The sequence below is a fragment of the Micromonospora sp. NPDC049679 genome (assembly GCF_040659735.1).
GTDB lineage: Bacteria > Actinomycetota > Actinomycetes > Mycobacteriales > Micromonosporaceae > Micromonospora_I.
On sequence record NZ_JBFANZ010000024.1, the window covers coordinates 68,744 to 86,721 of the forward strand.

Here is a 17,978-nt window from a genome sequence, read left to right on the forward strand (position 1 = left end):
GGCGACCAGGCGGAAGCGATGATCACATTGCCGGTGGAGCAGTATATGCCGGACAAATACGGTACGCGGTAGCTGTATCCGAGACGGTGCGAGTGCTGAAAGCCCCGATCAGCGCGGCGGTCCGAGTGTTACCTCGCATCCGTTGATGCCGGCCCCTACGGTGATTTTCATGACTGAGCCACCTCGCCCGTTCGGAGACGGCGATCCCGGTGCCACACCCCCGCACCCGACGTCTCCACCCCCGGGCCCCGGGTCCCACCCCACGTCCGGCGAGTCCGGCCCTCCCGGCTACCCGCCGCCACCGCCGTACGGCACACCGGCCGGTGGCGGCTACCCACCGCCGGCGCCCGGTGGCGGCTACCCACCACCCGGTGCCGGCTACCCGCCTCCCCCGCCGTACGGCACGCCGCCCGGCGGCGGCTACCCGCCAGCCGGTGGCTACTACGGCGCCGGCGGGATCCCGAGCGGCTACGCGGACAACGACGAGAAGACCTGGGCGCTGATCGCCCACTTCGGCGGCGCCGTCGGCGCGCTGATCAGCTGGGGCACCCTCGGCTGGGTCGCACCGTTGATCGCGCTGCTCGCCAAGGGGCAGCAGTCGCCGACGGTCCGGGCCCACGCGGTGGCCGCCCTCAACTTCCAGATCCTCTGGTCGATCGTCTCGTTCGTCTCGCTGGCCCTCGGCGGCTGCCTCTTCTGGCTGGTGATCCCGATGGTGCTGTTCCTGGTACCGCTCGTGCCGATCATCTTCGGCATCATCGGCGGGGTCCGGGCCAACGAGGGGCAGCTCTACCGCTACCCGATGACGGTCTCCTGGATCAAGTAGGCGAGTCGTGGCGGGGCCGGCACGCGGTCCCGCCACGGATGCGCCGCGCTCAGGGCAGCAGGTCGCGAACGACCGCGTCGGCGAGGAGCCGCCCGCGCAGCGTGAGCTCCGCGCGCCCGGCGGCGTACCCGGACCGCTGCAGCAGCCCGTCGGCGAGGGCCCGCGCCGCACCCGCCCGGCCGGCCTCGTCGAGCACGTCCAACGGCAGCCCCGACGCGAGCCGCAGTCGCAACATCACGTCCTCGACCCGTCGGTCGGTGGCGCTCAACACCTCCCGCGCCTGCCCCGGCGACGCGCCGGCCGCCACGCGTTCGGCGTAGACGCTCGGGTGTTTCACGTTCCACCAGCGCACCCCACCGACGTGGCTGTGCGCTCCCGGGCCGAGGCCCCACCAGTCGCCGCCGGTCCAGTAGAGCAGGTTGTGCCGGCAGCGGGCGTCCGGCGAGGTGGCCCAGTTCGACACCTCGTACCAGGAGAAGCCGGCCGCCTGCAGCGCGGCCTCCGCGGCGAGATAGCGGTCCGCCGCCACGTCGTCCGACGGGTACGGCAGCTCACCGCGGCGCATCCGGGCGGCGAGCCGCGTCCCGTCCTCCACGATCAGCGCGTACGCGCTGACGTGGTCGACCCCCGCGGCGATCACCGCGGCGAGGGACCCGGCGAAGTCCTCCGCGCTCTCCCCCGGCGTCCCGTAGATCAGATCGAGGTTGACGTGGTCGAAACCGGCGTCCCGTGCCTCGCCGACCGCGGCGACGGCCCGGCCGGCGGTGTGCCGCCGGTCGAGCAGCGCGAGCACGCCGGGCGAGGCGGACTGCATGCCCAGCGAGATCCGGGTGTACCCGGCCGCGCGCAGCGTCTTGAGCGATGCCGGCGAAACGGACTCCGGGTTGGCCTCCGTGGTGACCTCGGCGTCGGCGGCGAGCCCCCAGGTCGCGTCGATGCCGTCGAGGATCCGGGCGAGATCGTCGGCGGGCAGCAGGGTCGGGGTGCCGCCGCCCACGAAGACGGTGTCCACCCGGCGCGGCGGGGCGTCACCCAGCACCCCGGCGGCCAGCTTGAGCTCGGCGAGGACGGCGTCCGCGTACCCCTCGCGGCTCGCCCCGCCGCCGAGCTCCGAGGCGGTGTACGTGTTGAAGTCGCAGTAGCCGCAACGGCTGGCGCAGAACGGCACGTGGACGTAGACACCGAACCCCCGCTGGCCCACTGCGGCGCGCGCGGCAACCGGCAGCGACCCGTCGGTGGGCACGGGTTCACCATCGGGAAGGACACCTGGCATACGACTAGTGTGCCCGCATGACCTCCGACGCCGACGAGCTCGTCCGGGTGGCCACCGACCACGGCGTGACCACCCTCACCCTGGACAGTCCGCACAACCGCAACGCGCTGTCGACCCCGCTCATGACGCAACTGCTCAGCGCAGTGCGGGCGGCCGTCGAGGATCCCGCCGTACGGGTCATCGTGCTGTCGCACGCCGGCCCGGTCTTCTGCTCCGGCGCGGACCTGAAGGAGACCGCGGCGGCGTACGCCTCCGGCACGGTGCCCGCCGGAATGCTCGGTGACGTGCTGGCGGCGGTGTGGGAGTGCCCGAAACCGGTGGTGGCGCGGGTCGCGGGGCCGGCGCGGGCGGGCGGGCTCGGCCTGATCGCCGCCGCCGACATCGCCGTCTGCGCGCAGGACGCCACCTTCGCCTTCACCGAGGTGCGCATCGGGGTGATCCCGGCGGTCATCTCGGCCACCGTGCTGCCCCGGCTGGCGCCGCGCGCGGCGGCCGAGCTCTACCTCACCGGGGCGACGTTCGACGGGCGGCGGGCCGAACAGATCGGTCTGGTCACGGCGGCGCCACCCGCCGAGGCGCTGGACGATACGGTGCGGGACTACTGCGCGGCGCTGGTCCGCGGCGGACCGCGGGCGCTCGCCGGGGCCAAGGAGCTGCTACGACGCCACCCGGCGGCTACGGTGCGTGAAGAGGTTTCTGATTTGGCCGCTCTGTCGACCGGGTATTTCCTCTCCGAGGAGGGGCGCGAAGGCGTGCTGGCGTTCCGCGAGAAGCGGTCCCCGTCGTGGCTTCCACCGGCCTAAATGGATCAGACGAAACTCCTGCGTCGCAATGCTCCCCGTACCGGTCAAGGAGGCGATAACGCCGTACGGGGCGCGAAACGCCCCAGCCGCGCATGCCATCCGGCCAATCGGGCGTAGGCTTGATTCAGGACTGACGTGGGGGTGACGGTGCGTACTCGAGCGATGGTGGCGGTAACCGTGACACTGGCGCTGATCGCCGTGGTCGGGGTCTACATCGTGCTGCGCCAGTTGAGCGCGCACCTGCCGCTGCCCCGGGCGACCCGCACCTGCACCGTCCGGGCCGAGATCCCCGATTCGCCCGGGGGCACCCGGACGGTCACCCTCAACGCCGAGCAGATGGCGAACGCCGCCACGATCGCCGCGATCGGCATGCAGCGCAAGATGCCGGAACGGGCAGTGATCGTCGCGCTCGCGACCGCGTTCCAGGAGTCGAAGCTGGAGAATCTGGCGGGCGGCGACCGCGACTCGGTCGGCCTGTTCCAGCAGCGACCGAGTCAGGGTTGGGGCAGCGTGGAAGAGATCCGCGACACCCGCTACGCGACGAACACCTTCTACGCCGCGCTCAAGAAGGTGCGCGGCTGGGAGAAGATGCGGGTCACCGATGCGGCCCAGACGGTGCAGCGGTCGGCGTTTCCCGAGGCGTACGAGCAGTGGGCCGACGAATCGCGGGTGCTGAGTCGGGCTTTGCTCGGTGACGCCGCGGAGGCGGTGGCCTGCACGGTGGCGCGCGAGCCGGCGATGCGTGGCACCGCCGCGGCTTCCGCACTCGCCAACGGGCTCCTGCTCGACTGGGGCAACCTGGACACGGCGACCCCCACTGAGCTGACCGGCGTCACCGTCTCCGCCGCCAACAGCCGCTCGGGTTGGCGGTACGCGCACTGGCTCGTCTCGCACGCCAGCGACCACGGAGTGAAGCGGGTGCGCTTCGGCGACCTCGAGTGGACGGCCAAGGACGGCATCTGGGCGAAGATCGGCACTGGGGCGACCACCGGCACGCAGCAGGTGACCGCCGAAGTCTTCGCCGAGGGCTGATCGCGCGGAAACACTTACCTGCCCGGCACACTGATCCACGTCCCTACCCGGCCGTCGCGGCGCTGCAGCAGTTCGTCGCCCAATCCGGCGAGACCCTGTCCTTTCCCTCAGCCCTTGACGGCGCCGGAGACCAGGCCGGAGACCATCCGGCGCTGCACCAGCACAAAGAAGATCATTACCGGCAGCGTCAGCAGCGTCGACGCCGCCATGACCGGGCCCCAGGCGGTGTCGTCGCGTCCGAAGAAATAGGTCATCGCGACGGGCAGGGTATAGCGGTCCTCGGTGCTGATGAAGGTGAGCGCGAAGATCAGCTCGTTCCACGCGGTGATGAACGAGAAGATGCTGGTCGCGACCAGCCCCGGCGCGACCAGCGGCAACAGGATCCGCCAGAACGCCTGCCACCGGGTGGCCCCGTCGATCGCCGCCGCCTCTTCCAGCTCACGCGGCACCGCCGCGACGAAACCCCGCAACATCCAGACCGCGAACGGCAACGAGAAGCCGAGGTAGACCAGGACCAGGCCGGGCAACTGGTTGTAGAGCCCGAGGCGACGGATCATCAGGAAGAGCGGGATCACCAGCGCTTCCAGCGGGATCATCTGCACGACCAGCAGCATCACGAGGAACGCCGTACGCAACCGGAATCGGAACCGGGCCACCGCCGTCGCGGCCAGCAGCGCCAACAGTCCGCTGAGGAGGACGGTCGCGATGGCGACGATCGCGCTGTTGATGAAGAAGTCGGTGAAGCTGACCCCGGGGATGAGGTCGCCGCTCAGGATGTTGCGGTAGTGCTGCAGCGTCGGTTCGCGCGGCACCGGCTGCGGCGTCGCCGAGAAGATCTCCCTGTTGGGCTTCAGCGAGGTGGAGATCATCCAGAAGACCGGGAAGACCGCGAAGAGCGCCACCAGCAGCCCGACGGCGTTGAGGGCGAAACGCTTCACGACTCCTCCTCCTGCCGCAGCACCATCCGCACGTACAACCCGGTCACGACCAGCAGGATCACGGTGAGGATGACCGCGATGGCCGAACCGAGGCCGAACTTCGGCGGGGGCGAGAACGCCATCGAGTACGAGTAGATCGAGAGCATGAACGTCGAGCGGTCCTGGGTCCCGCCGGCGAGGACGTACTGCTGGGTGAAGACCTTGAAGTCCCAGATGGTCGACAGCACCACGAGAATGCCGAAGACCGGTCGCAGCAGCGGGAACGTCACCGACCAGAAGACCCGCCAGGGCCCGGCGCCGTCGACACGCGCCGCCTCGTGCAGCTCGGCGGGGACGCTCTTGAGTCCGGCCAGCACGCTGACCGCCACGAACGGGAAGGAGTGCCACACCACCACGAGGGTCAGCACGGAGAAGAAGGTGAGCGGCGAGTTGAACCAGCCGTATCCGCTCCAGTCGGCGCGGCCGAACAGGGCCTGCGACAGCCCGTCGGGGAGCTGGTTGAACAGCCAGGTGACCAGCCCGCTGGTGTCGTCGAAGAGCCACTTCCAGACGATCGTGCCGGTCAGCGCCGGAGTGGCCCAGGCGAGCATCACGCAGCTGCCGACGAAGGTGGACATCCGCCGACCGAGCCGGTTGAGCAGCAGGCCGACCAGGGTACCGAGGATCATCGTGAGCACGACGTTGGCGGCGGCGAAGAGCACCGTGTTGCGCAGGACGGTGTGGAAGAAGGGGTCACCGAGGATCTCGGCGTAGTTGCCGAGACCCACCCACGGCCACTCCCGGTCGCCGCGGAGTTGCCGGATCCCCAGCTGGTGGAAGGACATCGCGACGACCTGGCCGAGCGGCCAGAGCAGCAGCACCGCGATGACCAGGAGGGCGGGCAGGAGCAGCAGGTACGGCAGGGGACTCCCCCGCCTTCGGGGCCGCCGCGCGGGGGTGGTGTCCCGCGCGGCGGCGCCCCGGGATGGCGTGGTCAGGGTGGTCACTTGGCGTTGAGGATGCTTTCCATCTCGGTCGCGGCCTCGGCGGTCGCCTGCTCGACCGTTTTCTGGCCCTTCATGACCGAGCTGTTCATCGCCTGGGTCACCGTCTTGGTCCGGCTCACCTCGACCCACTTCGGCGTCATCGGGGTCAGCTTGGTGTTCTGCATCGTGGCGGCGAAGGCGGCCATGATCTTGTCGTTGCGGTAGCTGCCACCGGCCACGAGGTCGGAGTAGACCGGGAAGAAGCCGAGGCTGCTGGCGAACTTCTGGTCGTTCTCCTTCTTGAGCAGCACCGTCAGGTAGTCCCAGGCGAGATCCTGCCGCTTGCTGTCCTTCCAGATCGCCACGTCCGACCCACCGGCGAAGGCGGGCGCGGGCTTGCCGTCCGGGCCGGGGATCGGGAACGTGCCCCACACCTTCTCGATGTCGGGGTTGTCCTTCTTCATCGCGCCCTGCTGCCAACTGCCGGCGAAGGCCATCGCCGCTTTGCCGGTCGCGAACTGCGTACGGGCGTCGAGCTCGTTCCACCCGGCGGCGGCCGGCGGGGCGACCTTGTGCTTGGTCACCAGCTCCGTCCAGAACGTGACCGCCCGCTTGGCCTCCGGGGTGTTGTAGCCGGACTTCCAGGCGTCGCCGTCCTTCGTGGCGATCTCCGCGCCGGCGGACCACAGCAGGGAGTAGAAGGGGAGCTCGGAGTTACCCGGCAGGGCGATGCCGTACGTGTTGGGCTTCTTCGCCTGGACCGCCTTGGCGGCGGCGATCAGCTCGTCCCAGGTGGTCGGCGGCTTGACGCCGGCCTCGGCGAACCAGTCGGTCCGGTAGTACATCGCGCGGACGCCGGCGTACCACGGCACGCCGTACTGCTTGCCGTCGAGCTGCGCGTTCTTCACCAGATCGGGGAGGATGTCCTTCCCCTCGGACCAGCTGCCCATCCGGCCGGTCAGGTCGGCGAGCGCCTCCTGCTCGGCCCAGCCCTGGGTTTCGGTGTTGCCCAGCTCCGTCACGTCCGGTCCGTCCCCACCGGCGAGCGCGGCCTGGAACTTCTTCGGCGCCTCGAGCCACGGGATGTACTGCACGACCACGTCGGTGCCAGGGTGCTTCTGCTTGAACTCGGTCTCGACGCCGTCGAGGAACGCCGTCTGCGCCGCCCCGCCGTCGCCCATCATCCAGACGGTCAACTTGCTGTTGTCGACCGCCTTGTCGGCGTCCGAGCCGCCGCCACATCCGCTGAGCAGCATTGCGGCCGAGGCCGCCACGGCGGTGAACGGGACGAGCCCTCTCCAGGTTCTCACGCCACTTCTCCTCGCACCGTCTGGCATTTACCTACTGCGCCGCACGATAGTAGGTAAATTTCCTTTACGACAGAGGGTGCGGGCCGCGGACCTCGCCCGGCAGAAAGCGTAGGGGGCGCCTGACCAGTCGGTCAGGCGCCCCCTAGAGGCAGTGGCGAGGATCAGTAACGGCTGACGCCGCGACGGCCGCCGACACCGGCGACGATGGCGACACCGATGGCCGCGAGCACGACCTGGATGAGGAGCTCGGTCCAGTCGACGCCGTCGGTGGTGGCGAGGCCGGCCGCGCGGGCGATCACGGTGCCGAGCAGGGCAGCGCCCACACCGATCAGCATGGTGAGCCAGATCGGGATGTTCTGCTTGCCCGGAATGACCAGACGGCCCAGGGCACCGATGACGAGACCAACGATGAGGGCGGTGATGATGCCGGTGACAGTCATGTCGTTCTCCTCCGGGGGTTCACGTTTTCGTGTGTGACCGGTAAATTCCCGGCCCCCGGAAAATCCAAACCGGATTACCGCCCCAGACGTTGCCGGACTTCTCGGATCGCCGCGTCCATGGTCGCGAACGCCAGCGGCGGCGCGTCGCGCAGCGCGAACCACCGCAGGTCCGACGACTCCGCCGGGTCCAACGTGATGTCACCGTGCTCGATGGTCGCGAGGAAGAAGCAGTCGAGTACGGGCAGCGTCTCGCCCTGAAACTCGTAGCTGCCGACGTACATCCCGACGAAGTCGCCGAGAGTGACCTCGACGCCGAGCTCCTCGCGCCCCTCGCGCACCGCGGCGTCGGCGGGATGCTCCCAGCCGTCGCAGAAGCCGCCCGGCGTCTCCCACAGCCCCGACCGCGGTTCGGCCGCCCGCTTCAACGCGAGGAACCGATCCCCGTCGAGCACGATCAGGCTTCCCGTCGGACGGGCGTTGACGTAGAGCGAGTAGTCGCACGCGGCGCAGCGGGTCGGCGGAGCCTCCGACAGCGGGGCCGCGCAGCGCGGACAGAACGAGGCGACGCTGCCGTAGGCGCGCACCGTCACTTCTTTCCGCCGGCCGCCTTGCCGTCGCCACCGTCCGACGTGGAGAGGGCGGCGATGAAGGCCTCCTGCGGCACCTCCACCCGACCGACCATCTTCATCCGCTTCTTGCCCTCTTTCTGCTTCTCCAGCAGCTTGCGCTTACGGGTGATGTCGCCGCCGTAGCACTTGGCGAGCACGTCCTTGCGGATCGCGCGGATCGTCTCCCGGGCGATCACGCGGCTGCCGATGGCGGCCTGGATAGGCACCTCGAACTGCTGCCGGGGGATCAGTTTCTGCAGCTTCGACGCGATCGTGACGCCGTAGTTGTAGGCCTTGTCCTTGTGCACGATCGCGCTGAACGCGTCGACCGGCTCGCCGTGCAGCAGGACGTCGACCTTGACCAGGTCGGACTGCTGCTCGCCGGAGGGCTCGTAGTCCAGCGACGCGTAGCCCTTGGTGCGACTCTTCAGCTGGTCGAAGAAGTCGTAGATGATCTCAGCGAGCGGCAGCGTGTAGCGCAGCTCCACCCGGTCGGCCGACAGGTAGTCCATCCCCTGCAGCGTGCCGCGCCGTCCCTGGCACAGCTCCATCACGGCGCCCACGTAGTCGTTGGGCGTCAGCACCGTGGCACGCACGATCGGTTCGTAGACCTCGGCGAGCTTGCCCGTCGGGTACTCGCTCGGGTTCGTCACGACGATCTCGCTGCCGTCCTCCTGGACGGCGCGGTAGACGACGTTGGGCGCGGTCGAGATCAGGTCCAGCCCGAACTCGCGCTCCAGCCGTTCCGCGATGATCTCCAGGTGGAGTAGCCCGAGGAACCCACAGCGGAAGCCGAATCCGAGCGCCCCCGACGTCTCCGGTTCGTAGTTCAACGCGGCGTCGTTGAGCTTGAGCTTGTCCAGCGCCTCGCGCAGGTTGGGGTAGTCCGATCCGTCGATCGGGTAGAGGCCGGAGTAGACCATCGGCCTGGGGTCCTTGTAGCCACCGAGGGACTCGGACGCCGGACGGGCGTTGATGGTGACCGTGTCGCCCACCCGCGACTGCCGCACGTCCTTTACGCCGGTGATGAGGTAGCCCACCTCACCAACGCCGAGCGCCTGCGCCTTCTGCATCTCCGGGGAGATCACCCCGATCTCGAGCAGCTCGTGCACCGCGCCGGTCGACATCATCTTGATCTTGTCGCGCGCCGATATCCGCCCGTCGACCACGCGGACGTAGGTGACCACGCCCCGGTAGACGTCGTAGACCGAGTCGAAGATCATGGCCCGCGCCGGGGCCGCGGCGTCGCCGACCGGCGGCTTGAACTGCCGGACGATCTCGTCGAGCAGGTGCGCGACCCCCATACCGGTCTTGCCGGAGACCCGGATGCAGTCCTCGGGCTGGCAGCCGATGAGGTGCGCCAGTTCCTCGGCGAACTTCTCCGGCTGCGCCGCCGGCAGGTCGATCTTGTTGAGCACCGGGATGACGTGCAGGTCGTTCTCCAGCGCCAGGTAGAGGTTGGCCAGAGTCTGGGCCTCGATCCCCTGCGCCGCGTCGACCAGCAGCACCGCGCCCTCACAGGCGGCCAGCGACCGCGACACCTCGTACGTGAAGTCGACGTGTCCCGGAGTGTCGATCATGTTCAGGACGGCGTGCTCGCCCCGCTGGTCCCCCTCGCGCACCGTCCACGGCATGCGCACGGCCTGGCTCTTGATCGTGATGCCGCGCTCGCGCTCGATGTCCATCCGGTCGAGGTACTGCGCGCGCATCTGCCGCGGGTCGACCACCTCGGTGAGCTGCAGCATCCGGTCGGCCAGCGTCGACTTTCCGTGGTCGATGTGGGCGATGATGCAGAAGTTCCGGAGGCGATCGGAAGCGGTCGCACCGGGGGCGTTCGCGCCGGGGTCGAGCGTGGGTGGCACGGCGGTCCGTTCTGGTCGGCTGGCTGCGGTGAACAACGGCCGGCGGTGCCGCCGACCAACTCTATGCTCCCACGCCCCCCGGAACCGGCGTCGAATCACTCCTCCGAGCAGCGCCGGATCACTCCTGCGGCGGCTCCACGAAGAGCGCCGCCAGCCCTGGCAGGCGCCTGCGCGCTTCGTCCTCGTCGTCAAAGTCCCAGAACTCGTCCGTGGCCGGCGGGGGCGTGGCATCGGGCTCGACGGGCAACTCGACGCCGGCCACCTGCACGTGGGCGCGCTCGGCGATCCCCAGCATGTCCGGCGCCTCCAACTCCTCGCCGGTGGCCGCCGCCCGACGCACCGCCGGGAGCTCCGCCAGGGAATCCGGTTGCGTCACCGCCCGGGCGAACGCGTCCCGGCCCTGCGTCATCAGCCAGCCCCGGAAATGGTCGAAGCCGTCGTCGGAGCAGCCGCCGTTGATCAGATAGGCGGCGCCCCACAGGTCCTCGCGGTACGAGGCGGTGAGCACCCTTCGCAGATGCCGGTCCCACGCCACGATCTCCGCGACGTCATGACCGGCGAGCGCCGCCGTCGCCCGCGCCGCGACCGACGCCGGCTCGCCCTCGGCGCCCGCCCGGGCCTGCTCGATCAACGTCCAGAACTGCTGGGTGTTCATGGCGCGGCAGTGTGCCATGTCGGTACGACACCGGCACCATGGGCGCATGCTCCCGATCTCCGTGCCGCCCGTGCCGTACGGCGCGACCGCCGTACGCCCGGACTGGGCGGACCTCCCCGCGGCGCTGCGCGACGCGATCACCGCGCGGATCGGCGTGCCGGTCACCGCCGCGGTCACCGCGGGCGGCGGCTTCACCCGCGGTTTCGCGGCCGTCCTGACGGCCGCGGACGGCGACCGGGTCTTCGTCAAGGCCGCCTCCCGCAGCGACCAGCCACACGTCGCCGACTGGTACGCACGGGAGGCCGCGATCACCGCGATCCTGCCCGCCGTGGTCCCCGCGCCCCGGCTCCGCTGGACCCTGGACGCGGCGGGGCACACCGTTGTCTGCTTCGACGCGATCGACGGCCGGATGCCCCGCCTGCCCTGGGCCCCCGACGACCTCGACGCGACCCTGACCGCGTGGGCGACCGCGGCGGCGGCCCTGCGGGAGCCCCCCGCCGAGCTTCTCCGCGTGGGGCTCCCCACCCTCGCCGACCTGCTCCGCGCCGACCTGAGCTGGTGGGGCGAGATCGTCGCCGGGCGCGAAGCGCTCCCCGCCGTCCCGTCACACGCGGCGGCCCGGCTGGCCGAACTCGCCGCCCTGGAGGCGGCCCTCCCCGCGTACGCCACCGGTGGCGGGGTGATCCACTGCGATCTGCGGCTGGACAACGTGCTGATCGACGGGGGCGGCGCGGCCTGGATCTGCGACTGGAACTGGCCCTGCCTCGGCCCGGCCTGGTTCGACACCGCCGGCCTGCTCGTCACCGCGTACGCCAGCGGACTCGACGCCGACGCGCTCTTCGCGGCGCATCCGACGGCCCGGGACGCCCCGGCGGACGCGCTCGACGCCACCCTGGCCGCGCTCTGCGGGCACTGGCTCACCCGGAGCGCGGCGGGGGCCACCGACGCCTCCCCGCACCTTCGCGCACACGCGCGATGGAGCGGCGGGATAGCGTTGACCTGGCTCTCCGCACGGCGGGGGTGGAGCTGAGCCATTTTGGCTCGACCCCGCCGACCTGGTAGCCTGAATTTTCGCGCCTGGCGACGCGCTGTTGTTGCCTGCGCTCGAAGACGTAATCAACCCGAACTACCAGGACGAGGCTGTCGCGTGGCGAACATCAAGTCCCAGATCAAGCGCAACCGGCAGAACGAGAAGGCCCGGCTGCGCAACAAGTCGGTCAAGTCGGCGCTGAAGACCGCCATCCGCAAGTTCAACGCGGTGAGCGAGACTGGCGACGCCGAGCAGGCCACCGCCCTCATGCGCGAAGCCTCGCGCAAGCTCGACGTTGCGGTCAGCAAGGGCGTTATCCACAAGAACCAGGCGGCGAACCGCAAGTCGGCCATCGCCAAGCGCCTGGAGTCGCTCTCCGCCTGACGGGTTCGACGCACCTACCTGCACGGGCATCGTCCGAGTCTCACGGCTCCGGGCGGTGCCCGTTGGGCTGTCCGGAGCCGACCACGTTCGGCTGCCGAGCGGTCATTCGTAGCGGCGGCTGGCCGACTGCCGTGACCGCTGCTCGGGCGTGTCCGCCTGATCCATCCGATCCGTCGGATCGGTCCGCTGCCGCGCCGGTCGTTGCAGGTGCTCGGCGGCGGGTGCGTTGAGCGGACGCGCAGTGCCGGCGTTTTCGCGCGCGGCGCCGAGCCGGCCGGACTCCGCCCCGGGGTCGCCCCCCACGCGCAGCGCGGGACAGGGTCCTCCGTTCCCTGGGCCCATCCTCTTCAGGTCCTCCGCCGAGCCGGCGTGCGTGAGCTGTTCAGGACCGGGCGGCGCGGGTGCGGGCAACCTCGTCGACGCGACCGGTATGGGCGGCGCGGTGGCGGGGCCAACCGCATCCACGTCCGACGCGTTCTCCGGCTCCCCGGCTACGGCTCCCCCGATCGCCGGCTCCGCCCCGGGCAGAGCCGGCCCCCGGCTGTCACGCGTCGAGCGGGCGTCGTCCGGCACTGGATCCACTCCCGGCGTCTCCGCTGCCGGCACCGGTCCCCCGCGCACATCCGACGGGCGCGCCGCCGACACCGCACGCTCGTCCGGCGCGCCGGTCGGCTCGCCCGCGGCGTCGTCGGCGGCGGCGGGATCGGGGACGGTGGCCCGGCCGACCACCGGCGTCACCTCACGTCGGAACCGCTCCTGCTCACGCGCGGGCACCTGCGCCGCCGAACGCACCACCGCACCCGCCACCAGGTCATTGATCTTGACCATCACCCCCACGGTGGCCGGCAGGATCAGCACCGCCCACCAGGTGACCAACTCGGCGAGTGCCAGCAGCACCGCGAGCGCGATCGCGCCTTCGAAGAAGAAGAAGCAGAGCACTCCGCCGGGGTTGAGATATTGCAGCCCGATTACCCGCGCGTACAGCGGTTGCAGTTGGGCTTCCTCGGGCGACAGCCCGACCCGACCGGGGCGGAGCTCCCCGCTCACCGCCCGGCGCTTCCGTGCCGCGCCGCGGCGACGGCGAAGACGGCGCGCTCCAGGGCGTAGCCACGGTCGTCAGCGCCGCCCTTGACGTCGGCGTTGCACTGGGCCGCCGCGTGCATTGCGTCGACCAGCCCTTCGGCCGTCCATCCACGCCCCTGCCGCTGGGCCCGCTCGATCTTCCACGCCGGCATGCCCAGCGAACTCGCGAGCTGGTAGGCGCTCCCCCGCCCCGCGGAGGCGACCCGGGCGACGGTCCGTACGCCGTCGGCGAGCGCGTCCGCGATCGGCACCGGATCGACACCGACGTGCAGCGCCCACCGCAGCGCCTCCAGCGCGGCCGGCACGTCGCCGACCATGGCGGCGTCCGCGACGGTGAAGCCGCTCACCTGGGCCCGGCCGCGGTAGTAACGGGCGACGGTGCCCGGGTCGATCTTGCCGTCGGTGTCGGCGATGAGCTGCGCGCAGGCCGCCGCGAGCTCGCGCAGGTCGTTGCCGACGGCGGCGAGCAGGGCCTCGGCCGCGGTGTCGGTGCAGCGGCCACCAAGCCGCCGAATCTCGTCGCGGACGAACGCGACCCGTTCGCGGTCCCCCTTCAGCTTCGCCGCGGGCACCACGGTCGCGCCCGCCGCCCGCAGGCCGTCGGCGAAGGCCTTGCCCTTGGCGCCACCGGCGTGCGCGACGACCAGCGTGACGTCGGGATCGGGGTTCTTCGCGTACGCCAGCAGTGCGGCGACCAGATCCTTGCGGGCGTCCTGACCGGAGCGCAGGATCAGCACCCGACGCCCGCCGAAGAGCGACGGGCTCAGCATCTCCGCGACCTCGCCCGGCGTCAGCGTTCCCGCCTCGTACTCGCGAACGTCGGCGCCGGGCTCCAGGTCCCGCGCCCGCTCGATCGCCTCGGTCACTGCCCGGGTGGCGAGCAACTCCTCGTCGCCGAGGACAAGCTGGAGTAGGGCGAGATCTGTGGGGGCCACGCTCGCCATCGTCGCATGCGTCCGGCCGCGGCGGCTCACCTCATCCCGACGAGTATCGGACTGATCACCCAACGCTAATCCAGACATCTACTATTATTGGTACAAAGCTTACAAAGCCTACCTCCACTCACCGATGTCCGGCCCGCGCACCGCGACCGCGAGGCCCCGGTCGCCCCGCACCGCGGCGAGGTCCCCGTCCACATCGGTCCGCAGCACCCGCGCTCCACCCCGCGCGAGCCTGGCCAGCACACCGGGATTGGGATGCCCGTACCCGTTGTCCGCCCCGACCGCCACGAACGCCACCTTCGGCCGCACGGCGTCGAGAAAGGCGGTGTCCTGGTAGGCCGAGCCGTGATGGGCGACCTTCAGCACGTCCGCACGGAGCGACGCGGCGCCGAACCGGTCCAGCAACGCCCGCTGCTCCTCCCCCTCCGCATCGCCGACCAGCAGCATGGCGACTCCGCGCACCGTCGCCCGCAGCACGAGCGAATTGTTGTTCGGATCCGACCGGGTGCCGGTCATCTCGTCCGGCGGGCCGATCATCGTCAATTCGAGCAGCCCCCGCCGGTAGCTCCAGCCGACCGGCGCGGGGGCGACCGGAACCGCGCGCCGCGCCGCGGCCCGGTAGACCGCATCGCGCCCCATCGCGGGCTCCGGCCACCTCGTCGTGATCACGGCGCCAACCCGACGTCCCCGGAGAACCCCGCCGAAGCCGCCAATGTGGTCCGCGTGGAAGTGACTCACGACCAGCAGCGGCACGGCCCGGACGCCGAGCCGGCGCAGGCACCGGTCGACGGCCGCCGGATCGGGTCCCGCGTCAATCACAACGGCGGTCCCGGCTGAGACGGGCAGAACCACCGCGTCCCCCTGGCCCACCGCGCACACCGCGAGCACCCAGCCCGGCGGTGGCCAGCCCGATGCGACCAGACGCACGGGCAGCGCGCCGACCACCACCGCGACCGCCAGCACCGCGACCAGCCGGCGGACAAGACGGTGTCGAACGGCGAAGAGCAGGGCAACGGTGAGCGCTCCGAGCAACAGGCCACCGGCGACCCCGCCCGGCCAGGGCAACGTGCCGGCGGGGAGCTGCGCGCCGTAGCGTGCCACGGTCACCAGCCACCACGCCGGCCAGCCACCGAACCAGGCGGCGATCTCCGCGCCGGCCGGCCAGAACGGCGACAGCACGGCGGCGCCGACCCCGAGCAGAGTTGCCGGCGCGATCGCGGGCACGACCAGCAGATTCGCCGGTACGGCCACGAGGCTCACCGTGCCGGAGAGCCCGGCGACGACCGGAGCGCAGGCGAGCTGTGCGGCGGCGGGAATGACGAGCGCCTCGGCCACGCCCGCCGGCACCCCCCGCCGACGCAGCGCGTCGCGCCACCGCGGCGCGATCAGAAGCAGGCCGGCCGTGGCGAGGACGGAGAGCGCGAATCCCGGGTCCCCCGCAAGCTCCGGATCCAGCACGACCAACACCGTGACGGCCGCGCCGAGCGCCGGCACGGCCGCACGGGGACGGCCCGCGGCGAGCGCCAGAAGGGCGACGGCGCCCATCGTGGCGGCCCGGATGACGCTCGGCGACGGACGCGCCAGGATCACGAAGCCGACCAGCGCCACGGCGGACGCGGCGGCGGCCAGCCACGGACCGGCGCGACCCCAGCGCGCCAGCAACAGCACCATCCCGACGACGATCGCGACGTTCGAGCCGCTCACCGCGACCAGGTGCGTCATCCCGGTGGCGCGGAAATCCTCCTCGACCGTCGGATCCAGTCGGGTCGTGTCGCCGACCACCAACCCGGGCAGCAGACCGCCCTGCTCGTCGGGGAGCGGCGCGCACGCCCGCTGCAGGCCCGCGCGCAACGATCCGGCGACCCGTTGAGCCCATGACGGACGACCGCGCGGAATCGGGGCGCGGTCGGTGGAGAGGACCGCTGCGCGCAGGTCGCCACCGCGCGGCGGCAGGAGCCGACCGGCGACGGTCACCCGCTGGCCGGGCAGGAGCGGACGCCATCCCGCGTCGCTGCCGAGCACGAGCACACGCGCCGACACGGCGATCCGCACGGCGTCCGGGCCGGTGGCGCGCACGCGGGAGAGCTCGGCGGAGAGCAGGAAGACCGGTGGACGCCCAGTGGCTCCGGCGACGGGACGCGGATCGTCACGGACGACGAGGTCCGCGGTGACCGACTCATGCTGTCGGACGAGGGCGGCCAAGGGGTCGGCGTCCCGTACCGCCACCCGGGCGGCGGTGGCGACGCTCCCGCACACCACGCCGAGCAGCACGGCCACCACGACCCAGCGCACCCTGTCCACGATGGACGGGAGCCGGAGGCTGCGTAGCCGGTCGGTCACGGACCCGACGAGGGCGGACCCGGCCGCCACGCCGGCGAGCGCGGCTCCGGTGCGTGCGGAGACGTGCAGGCAGGCCAGAGCGGAGAGCCAGGCCGCCACCGCCAGCCCGGCCAGCCGCAGGTCCGGCGGCGGGTCCGGCGGCGGGTCGTCTGCTGCCGGGCCGGTCACACCGTCACCAGCTCACGCAGTTGCTCGAAACGGGCATCCCCGATGCCGTCGACCTGGCGCAGGTCGCCTACGGAGCGGAAGCTGCCGCGCCGTTGACGGTGGTCGAGAATCCGCTGGGCGAGCACGGGGCCGACCCCGGGCAGCGCGTCGAGCTGCGCCAGTGTCGCGGTATTGAGATTGATCTTCCCGCCACCGGGCGCACCGGGGGCCGGGGCGGCCCCCTCCGGTCCACCGGCCCCCGGTGCGATGCCCGGTGGTGCGCCGACGCCGGGTGGCGGGGTCACCCCAACCATGATCAACTCACCGTCGCTGACCTTCCGGGCGAGATTGAGCAGGGCCACGTCGGTGCCGGGGAGAGCTCCGCCAGCGGCGTCGAGGACATCGGCGACCCGGGCTCCGGTCGGCAACCGGACCAGGCCGGGACGGCGTACCCTGCCGGCGACCGCCACCACCACCTCGCCGCCGCCGCTGGCGGCGGGCGCGGACGCCGTCGGCGGCGCCGCGGTCAGCTCAGCCGGAGCGCCCGGCACCGGCTCGACGGCTGGCCGCGACCACCAGGCGACGACCCCGGCGCCCACCACGACGACAGCCGCGATGACACCCAGCGCCTTGATGCCACGGCGACCGGGATCGAAGGCGCCCTGGCCGCTCAGCCGGCTCGGCGTGGGCAGATGTTCGTCACCGGTACCGGGATGTGCGGCAGCCGGCGGGAGCGCACCGGACGGCCTCTCCGGCGCCGCCCCGCCGCTTCCCGTGGGGGTCCGGGTCGGCGTGGCCGGCCCGGGCGGCCGGATGACCGGGGGCAGCTCGATCTCGGCCAGCCGGCCGGTCAGGCGCAGCAACCGGGCACGGACCGCGATCTCGTCATCGTCGGGCACGGGCAGAAGGTAGGTCGGCAGCGGGACCGACAGCACGCCGCCGGCGACCGGCTGTGGACAGCCGCGGCCCCTGTGGAAAAAGCCCTGATCATGCGCAGTCCCTGCTATGCAGAGCGACTCGCGTCACCGGCCGATCAAGGAGCTTTCCATCGATCAAGGGCGTATACACACGATCAGAGATCAAACCCCGCGCATATGTCCTTGATCGACGGAAAGAGGCGGGCGGCGGTGAATGACGATGCAGGCGAGGCCGGGGCCGACGTGGGCGGCGACCACCGCGCCGATCTCCGTCACGTAGCAGTCCCTCAGCCGGTCACCGAGCCGCTGCGCGAGCACTCCCGCAAGATCACCCGCCCGCTGCGCGCCGTCGAGATGGTGCACCGCCACGTCGACCTCGGACTCCCCCGCCGCCTCGACCGCCAGATCGACCAGCCGGGCCAAC

At 71.5% G+C, this 17,978-nt stretch carries 17 protein-coding genes and 1 pseudogene; 5 read left to right on the forward strand and 13 right to left on the reverse strand.

Translation table 11 applies throughout. The features are described from left to right. Window positions 1-169 precede the first annotated feature (169 nt). Entirely contained in the window at window positions 170-826 is a 657-nt protein-coding gene (locus AB0J06_RS17360) for a DUF4870 domain-containing protein (protein ID WP_357429559.1), read from the forward strand. A gap of 49 nt (window positions 827-875) precedes the next feature. Here the strand turns inward: AB0J06_RS17360 and hemW are convergent, their stop codons facing one another. Further along, window positions 876-2,099, reverse strand: a complete 1,224-nt coding sequence (hemW, locus tag AB0J06_RS17365; RefSeq protein ID WP_357429561.1) for a radical SAM family heme chaperone HemW — start codon at window positions 2,097-2,099, stop codon at window positions 876-878. Window positions 2,100-2,116: 17 nt separating this feature from the next. Between hemW and AB0J06_RS17370 the strand changes: the two genes are divergently transcribed. After that, on the forward strand, window positions 2,117-2,902 hold the full coding sequence (locus AB0J06_RS17370) for an enoyl-CoA hydratase-related protein (RefSeq protein WP_357429563.1): 786 nt from the start codon (window positions 2,117-2,119) through the stop codon (window positions 2,900-2,902). Between the two features lie 141 nt (window positions 2,903-3,043). Then, window positions 3,044-3,934: a hypothetical protein gene (locus AB0J06_RS17375; RefSeq protein ID WP_357429565.1), complete on the forward strand. Its 891-nt coding sequence runs from the start codon at window positions 3,044-3,046 to the stop codon at window positions 3,932-3,934. Between the two features lie 107 nt (window positions 3,935-4,041). Here the strand turns inward: AB0J06_RS17375 and AB0J06_RS17380 are convergent, their stop codons facing one another. The 7 genes from AB0J06_RS17380 to AB0J06_RS17410 form a co-directional block, all read right to left on the reverse strand. After that, the gene (locus AB0J06_RS17380; RefSeq protein WP_357429567.1) at window positions 4,042-4,872 is read right to left on the reverse strand and encodes a carbohydrate ABC transporter permease; all 831 of its coding nucleotides are present in this window, start codon (window positions 4,870-4,872) and stop codon (window positions 4,042-4,044) included. Beyond that, the gene (locus AB0J06_RS17385) at window positions 4,869-5,858 is read right to left on the reverse strand and encodes a sugar ABC transporter permease (RefSeq protein ID WP_357429569.1); all 990 of its coding nucleotides are present in this window, start codon (window positions 5,856-5,858) and stop codon (window positions 4,869-4,871) included. Before AB0J06_RS17385 ends, AB0J06_RS17380 begins: the two co-directional genes overlap by 4 nt. Then, entirely contained in the window at window positions 5,855-7,147 is a 1,293-nt protein-coding gene (locus AB0J06_RS17390) for a sugar ABC transporter substrate-binding protein (protein WP_357429571.1), read from the reverse strand. Before AB0J06_RS17390 ends, AB0J06_RS17385 begins: the two co-directional genes overlap by 4 nt. A 161-nt stretch (window positions 7,148-7,308) precedes the next feature. Continuing rightward, window positions 7,309-7,587, reverse strand: a complete 279-nt coding sequence (locus AB0J06_RS17395; protein WP_357429573.1) for a GlsB/YeaQ/YmgE family stress response membrane protein — start codon at window positions 7,585-7,587, stop codon at window positions 7,309-7,311. A 74-nt stretch (window positions 7,588-7,661) separates the two neighbouring features. Continuing rightward, the gene (locus AB0J06_RS17400) at window positions 7,662-8,171 is read right to left on the reverse strand and encodes an NUDIX hydrolase (RefSeq protein ID WP_357429575.1); all 510 of its coding nucleotides are present in this window, start codon (window positions 8,169-8,171) and stop codon (window positions 7,662-7,664) included. Window positions 8,172-8,173: 2 nt separating this feature from the next. Continuing rightward, entirely contained in the window at window positions 8,174-10,057 is a 1,884-nt protein-coding gene (gene lepA, locus AB0J06_RS17405; protein WP_357429577.1) for a translation elongation factor 4, read from the reverse strand. A 118-nt stretch (window positions 10,058-10,175) separates the two neighbouring features. Then, entirely contained in the window at window positions 10,176-10,712 is a 537-nt protein-coding gene (locus AB0J06_RS17410) for a DUF4240 domain-containing protein (protein ID WP_357429580.1), read from the reverse strand. Window positions 10,713-10,758: 46 nt separating this feature from the next. Here AB0J06_RS17410 and AB0J06_RS17415 point away from each other — a divergent pair, with 46 nt between their 5' ends. Then, the gene (locus AB0J06_RS17415) at window positions 10,759-11,742 is read left to right on the forward strand and encodes a phosphotransferase (protein ID WP_357429582.1); all 984 of its coding nucleotides are present in this window, start codon (window positions 10,759-10,761) and stop codon (window positions 11,740-11,742) included. A gap of 117 nt (window positions 11,743-11,859) precedes the next feature. After that, the gene (gene rpsT, locus AB0J06_RS17420) at window positions 11,860-12,126 is read left to right on the forward strand and encodes a 30S ribosomal protein S20 (RefSeq protein WP_357429584.1); all 267 of its coding nucleotides are present in this window, start codon (window positions 11,860-11,862) and stop codon (window positions 12,124-12,126) included. A 708-nt stretch (window positions 12,127-12,834) separates the two neighbouring features. On the opposite strand, the pseudogene AB0J06_RS17425 reads toward rpsT, so the two are convergent. From AB0J06_RS17425 to AB0J06_RS17445, 5 genes and pseudogenes are all read right to left on the reverse strand, one after another. Further along, window positions 12,835-13,140, reverse strand: a pseudogene (locus AB0J06_RS17425) (hypothetical protein); the annotation flags it as partial. 29 nt (window positions 13,141-13,169) lie between these two features. Further along, window positions 13,170-14,144: a DNA polymerase III subunit delta gene (gene holA, locus AB0J06_RS17430; RefSeq protein WP_357429586.1), complete on the reverse strand. Its 975-nt coding sequence runs from the start codon at window positions 14,142-14,144 to the stop codon at window positions 13,170-13,172. 117 nt (window positions 14,145-14,261) lie between these two features. Beyond that, the gene (locus tag AB0J06_RS17435) at window positions 14,262-16,658 is read right to left on the reverse strand and encodes a ComEC/Rec2 family competence protein (RefSeq protein WP_357429588.1); all 2,397 of its coding nucleotides are present in this window, start codon (window positions 16,656-16,658) and stop codon (window positions 14,262-14,264) included. Beyond that, window positions 16,655-17,536 (reverse strand): ComEA family DNA-binding protein, encoded by an 882-nt coding sequence (locus AB0J06_RS17440; RefSeq protein ID WP_357429590.1) that lies wholly within the window; start codon window positions 17,534-17,536, stop codon window positions 16,655-16,657. The genes AB0J06_RS17435 and AB0J06_RS17440 overlap by 4 nt, the downstream gene beginning before the upstream one ends. A 180-nt stretch (window positions 17,537-17,716) precedes the next feature. Beyond that, window positions 17,717-17,978 (reverse strand): DegV family protein (locus AB0J06_RS17445; RefSeq protein WP_357429592.1); only part of this gene is annotated, 262 nt, incomplete at its 5' end.

What these genes read in the sequence shown, in the direction of transcription:
- AB0J06_RS17360 (WP_357429559.1), top strand. Translation starts at nt 170, where the DNA reads ATGACTGAGCCACCTCGCCCGTTCGGAGACGGCGATCCCGGTGCCACA.
- hemW (WP_357429561.1), bottom strand. Translation starts at nt 2,099, where the DNA reads ATGCCAGGTGTCCTTCCCGATGGTGAACCCGTGCCCACCGACGGGTCG.
- AB0J06_RS17370 (WP_357429563.1), top strand. Translation starts at nt 2,117, where the DNA reads ATGACCTCCGACGCCGACGAGCTCGTCCGGGTGGCCACCGACCACGGC.
- AB0J06_RS17395 (WP_357429573.1), bottom strand. Translation starts at nt 7,587, where the DNA reads ATGACTGTCACCGGCATCATCACCGCCCTCATCGTTGGTCTCGTCATC.
- AB0J06_RS17410 (WP_357429580.1), bottom strand. Translation starts at nt 10,712, where the DNA reads ATGAACACCCAGCAGTTCTGGACGTTGATCGAGCAGGCCCGGGCGGGC.
- AB0J06_RS17415 (WP_357429582.1), top strand. Translation starts at nt 10,759, where the DNA reads ATGCTCCCGATCTCCGTGCCGCCCGTGCCGTACGGCGCGACCGCCGTA.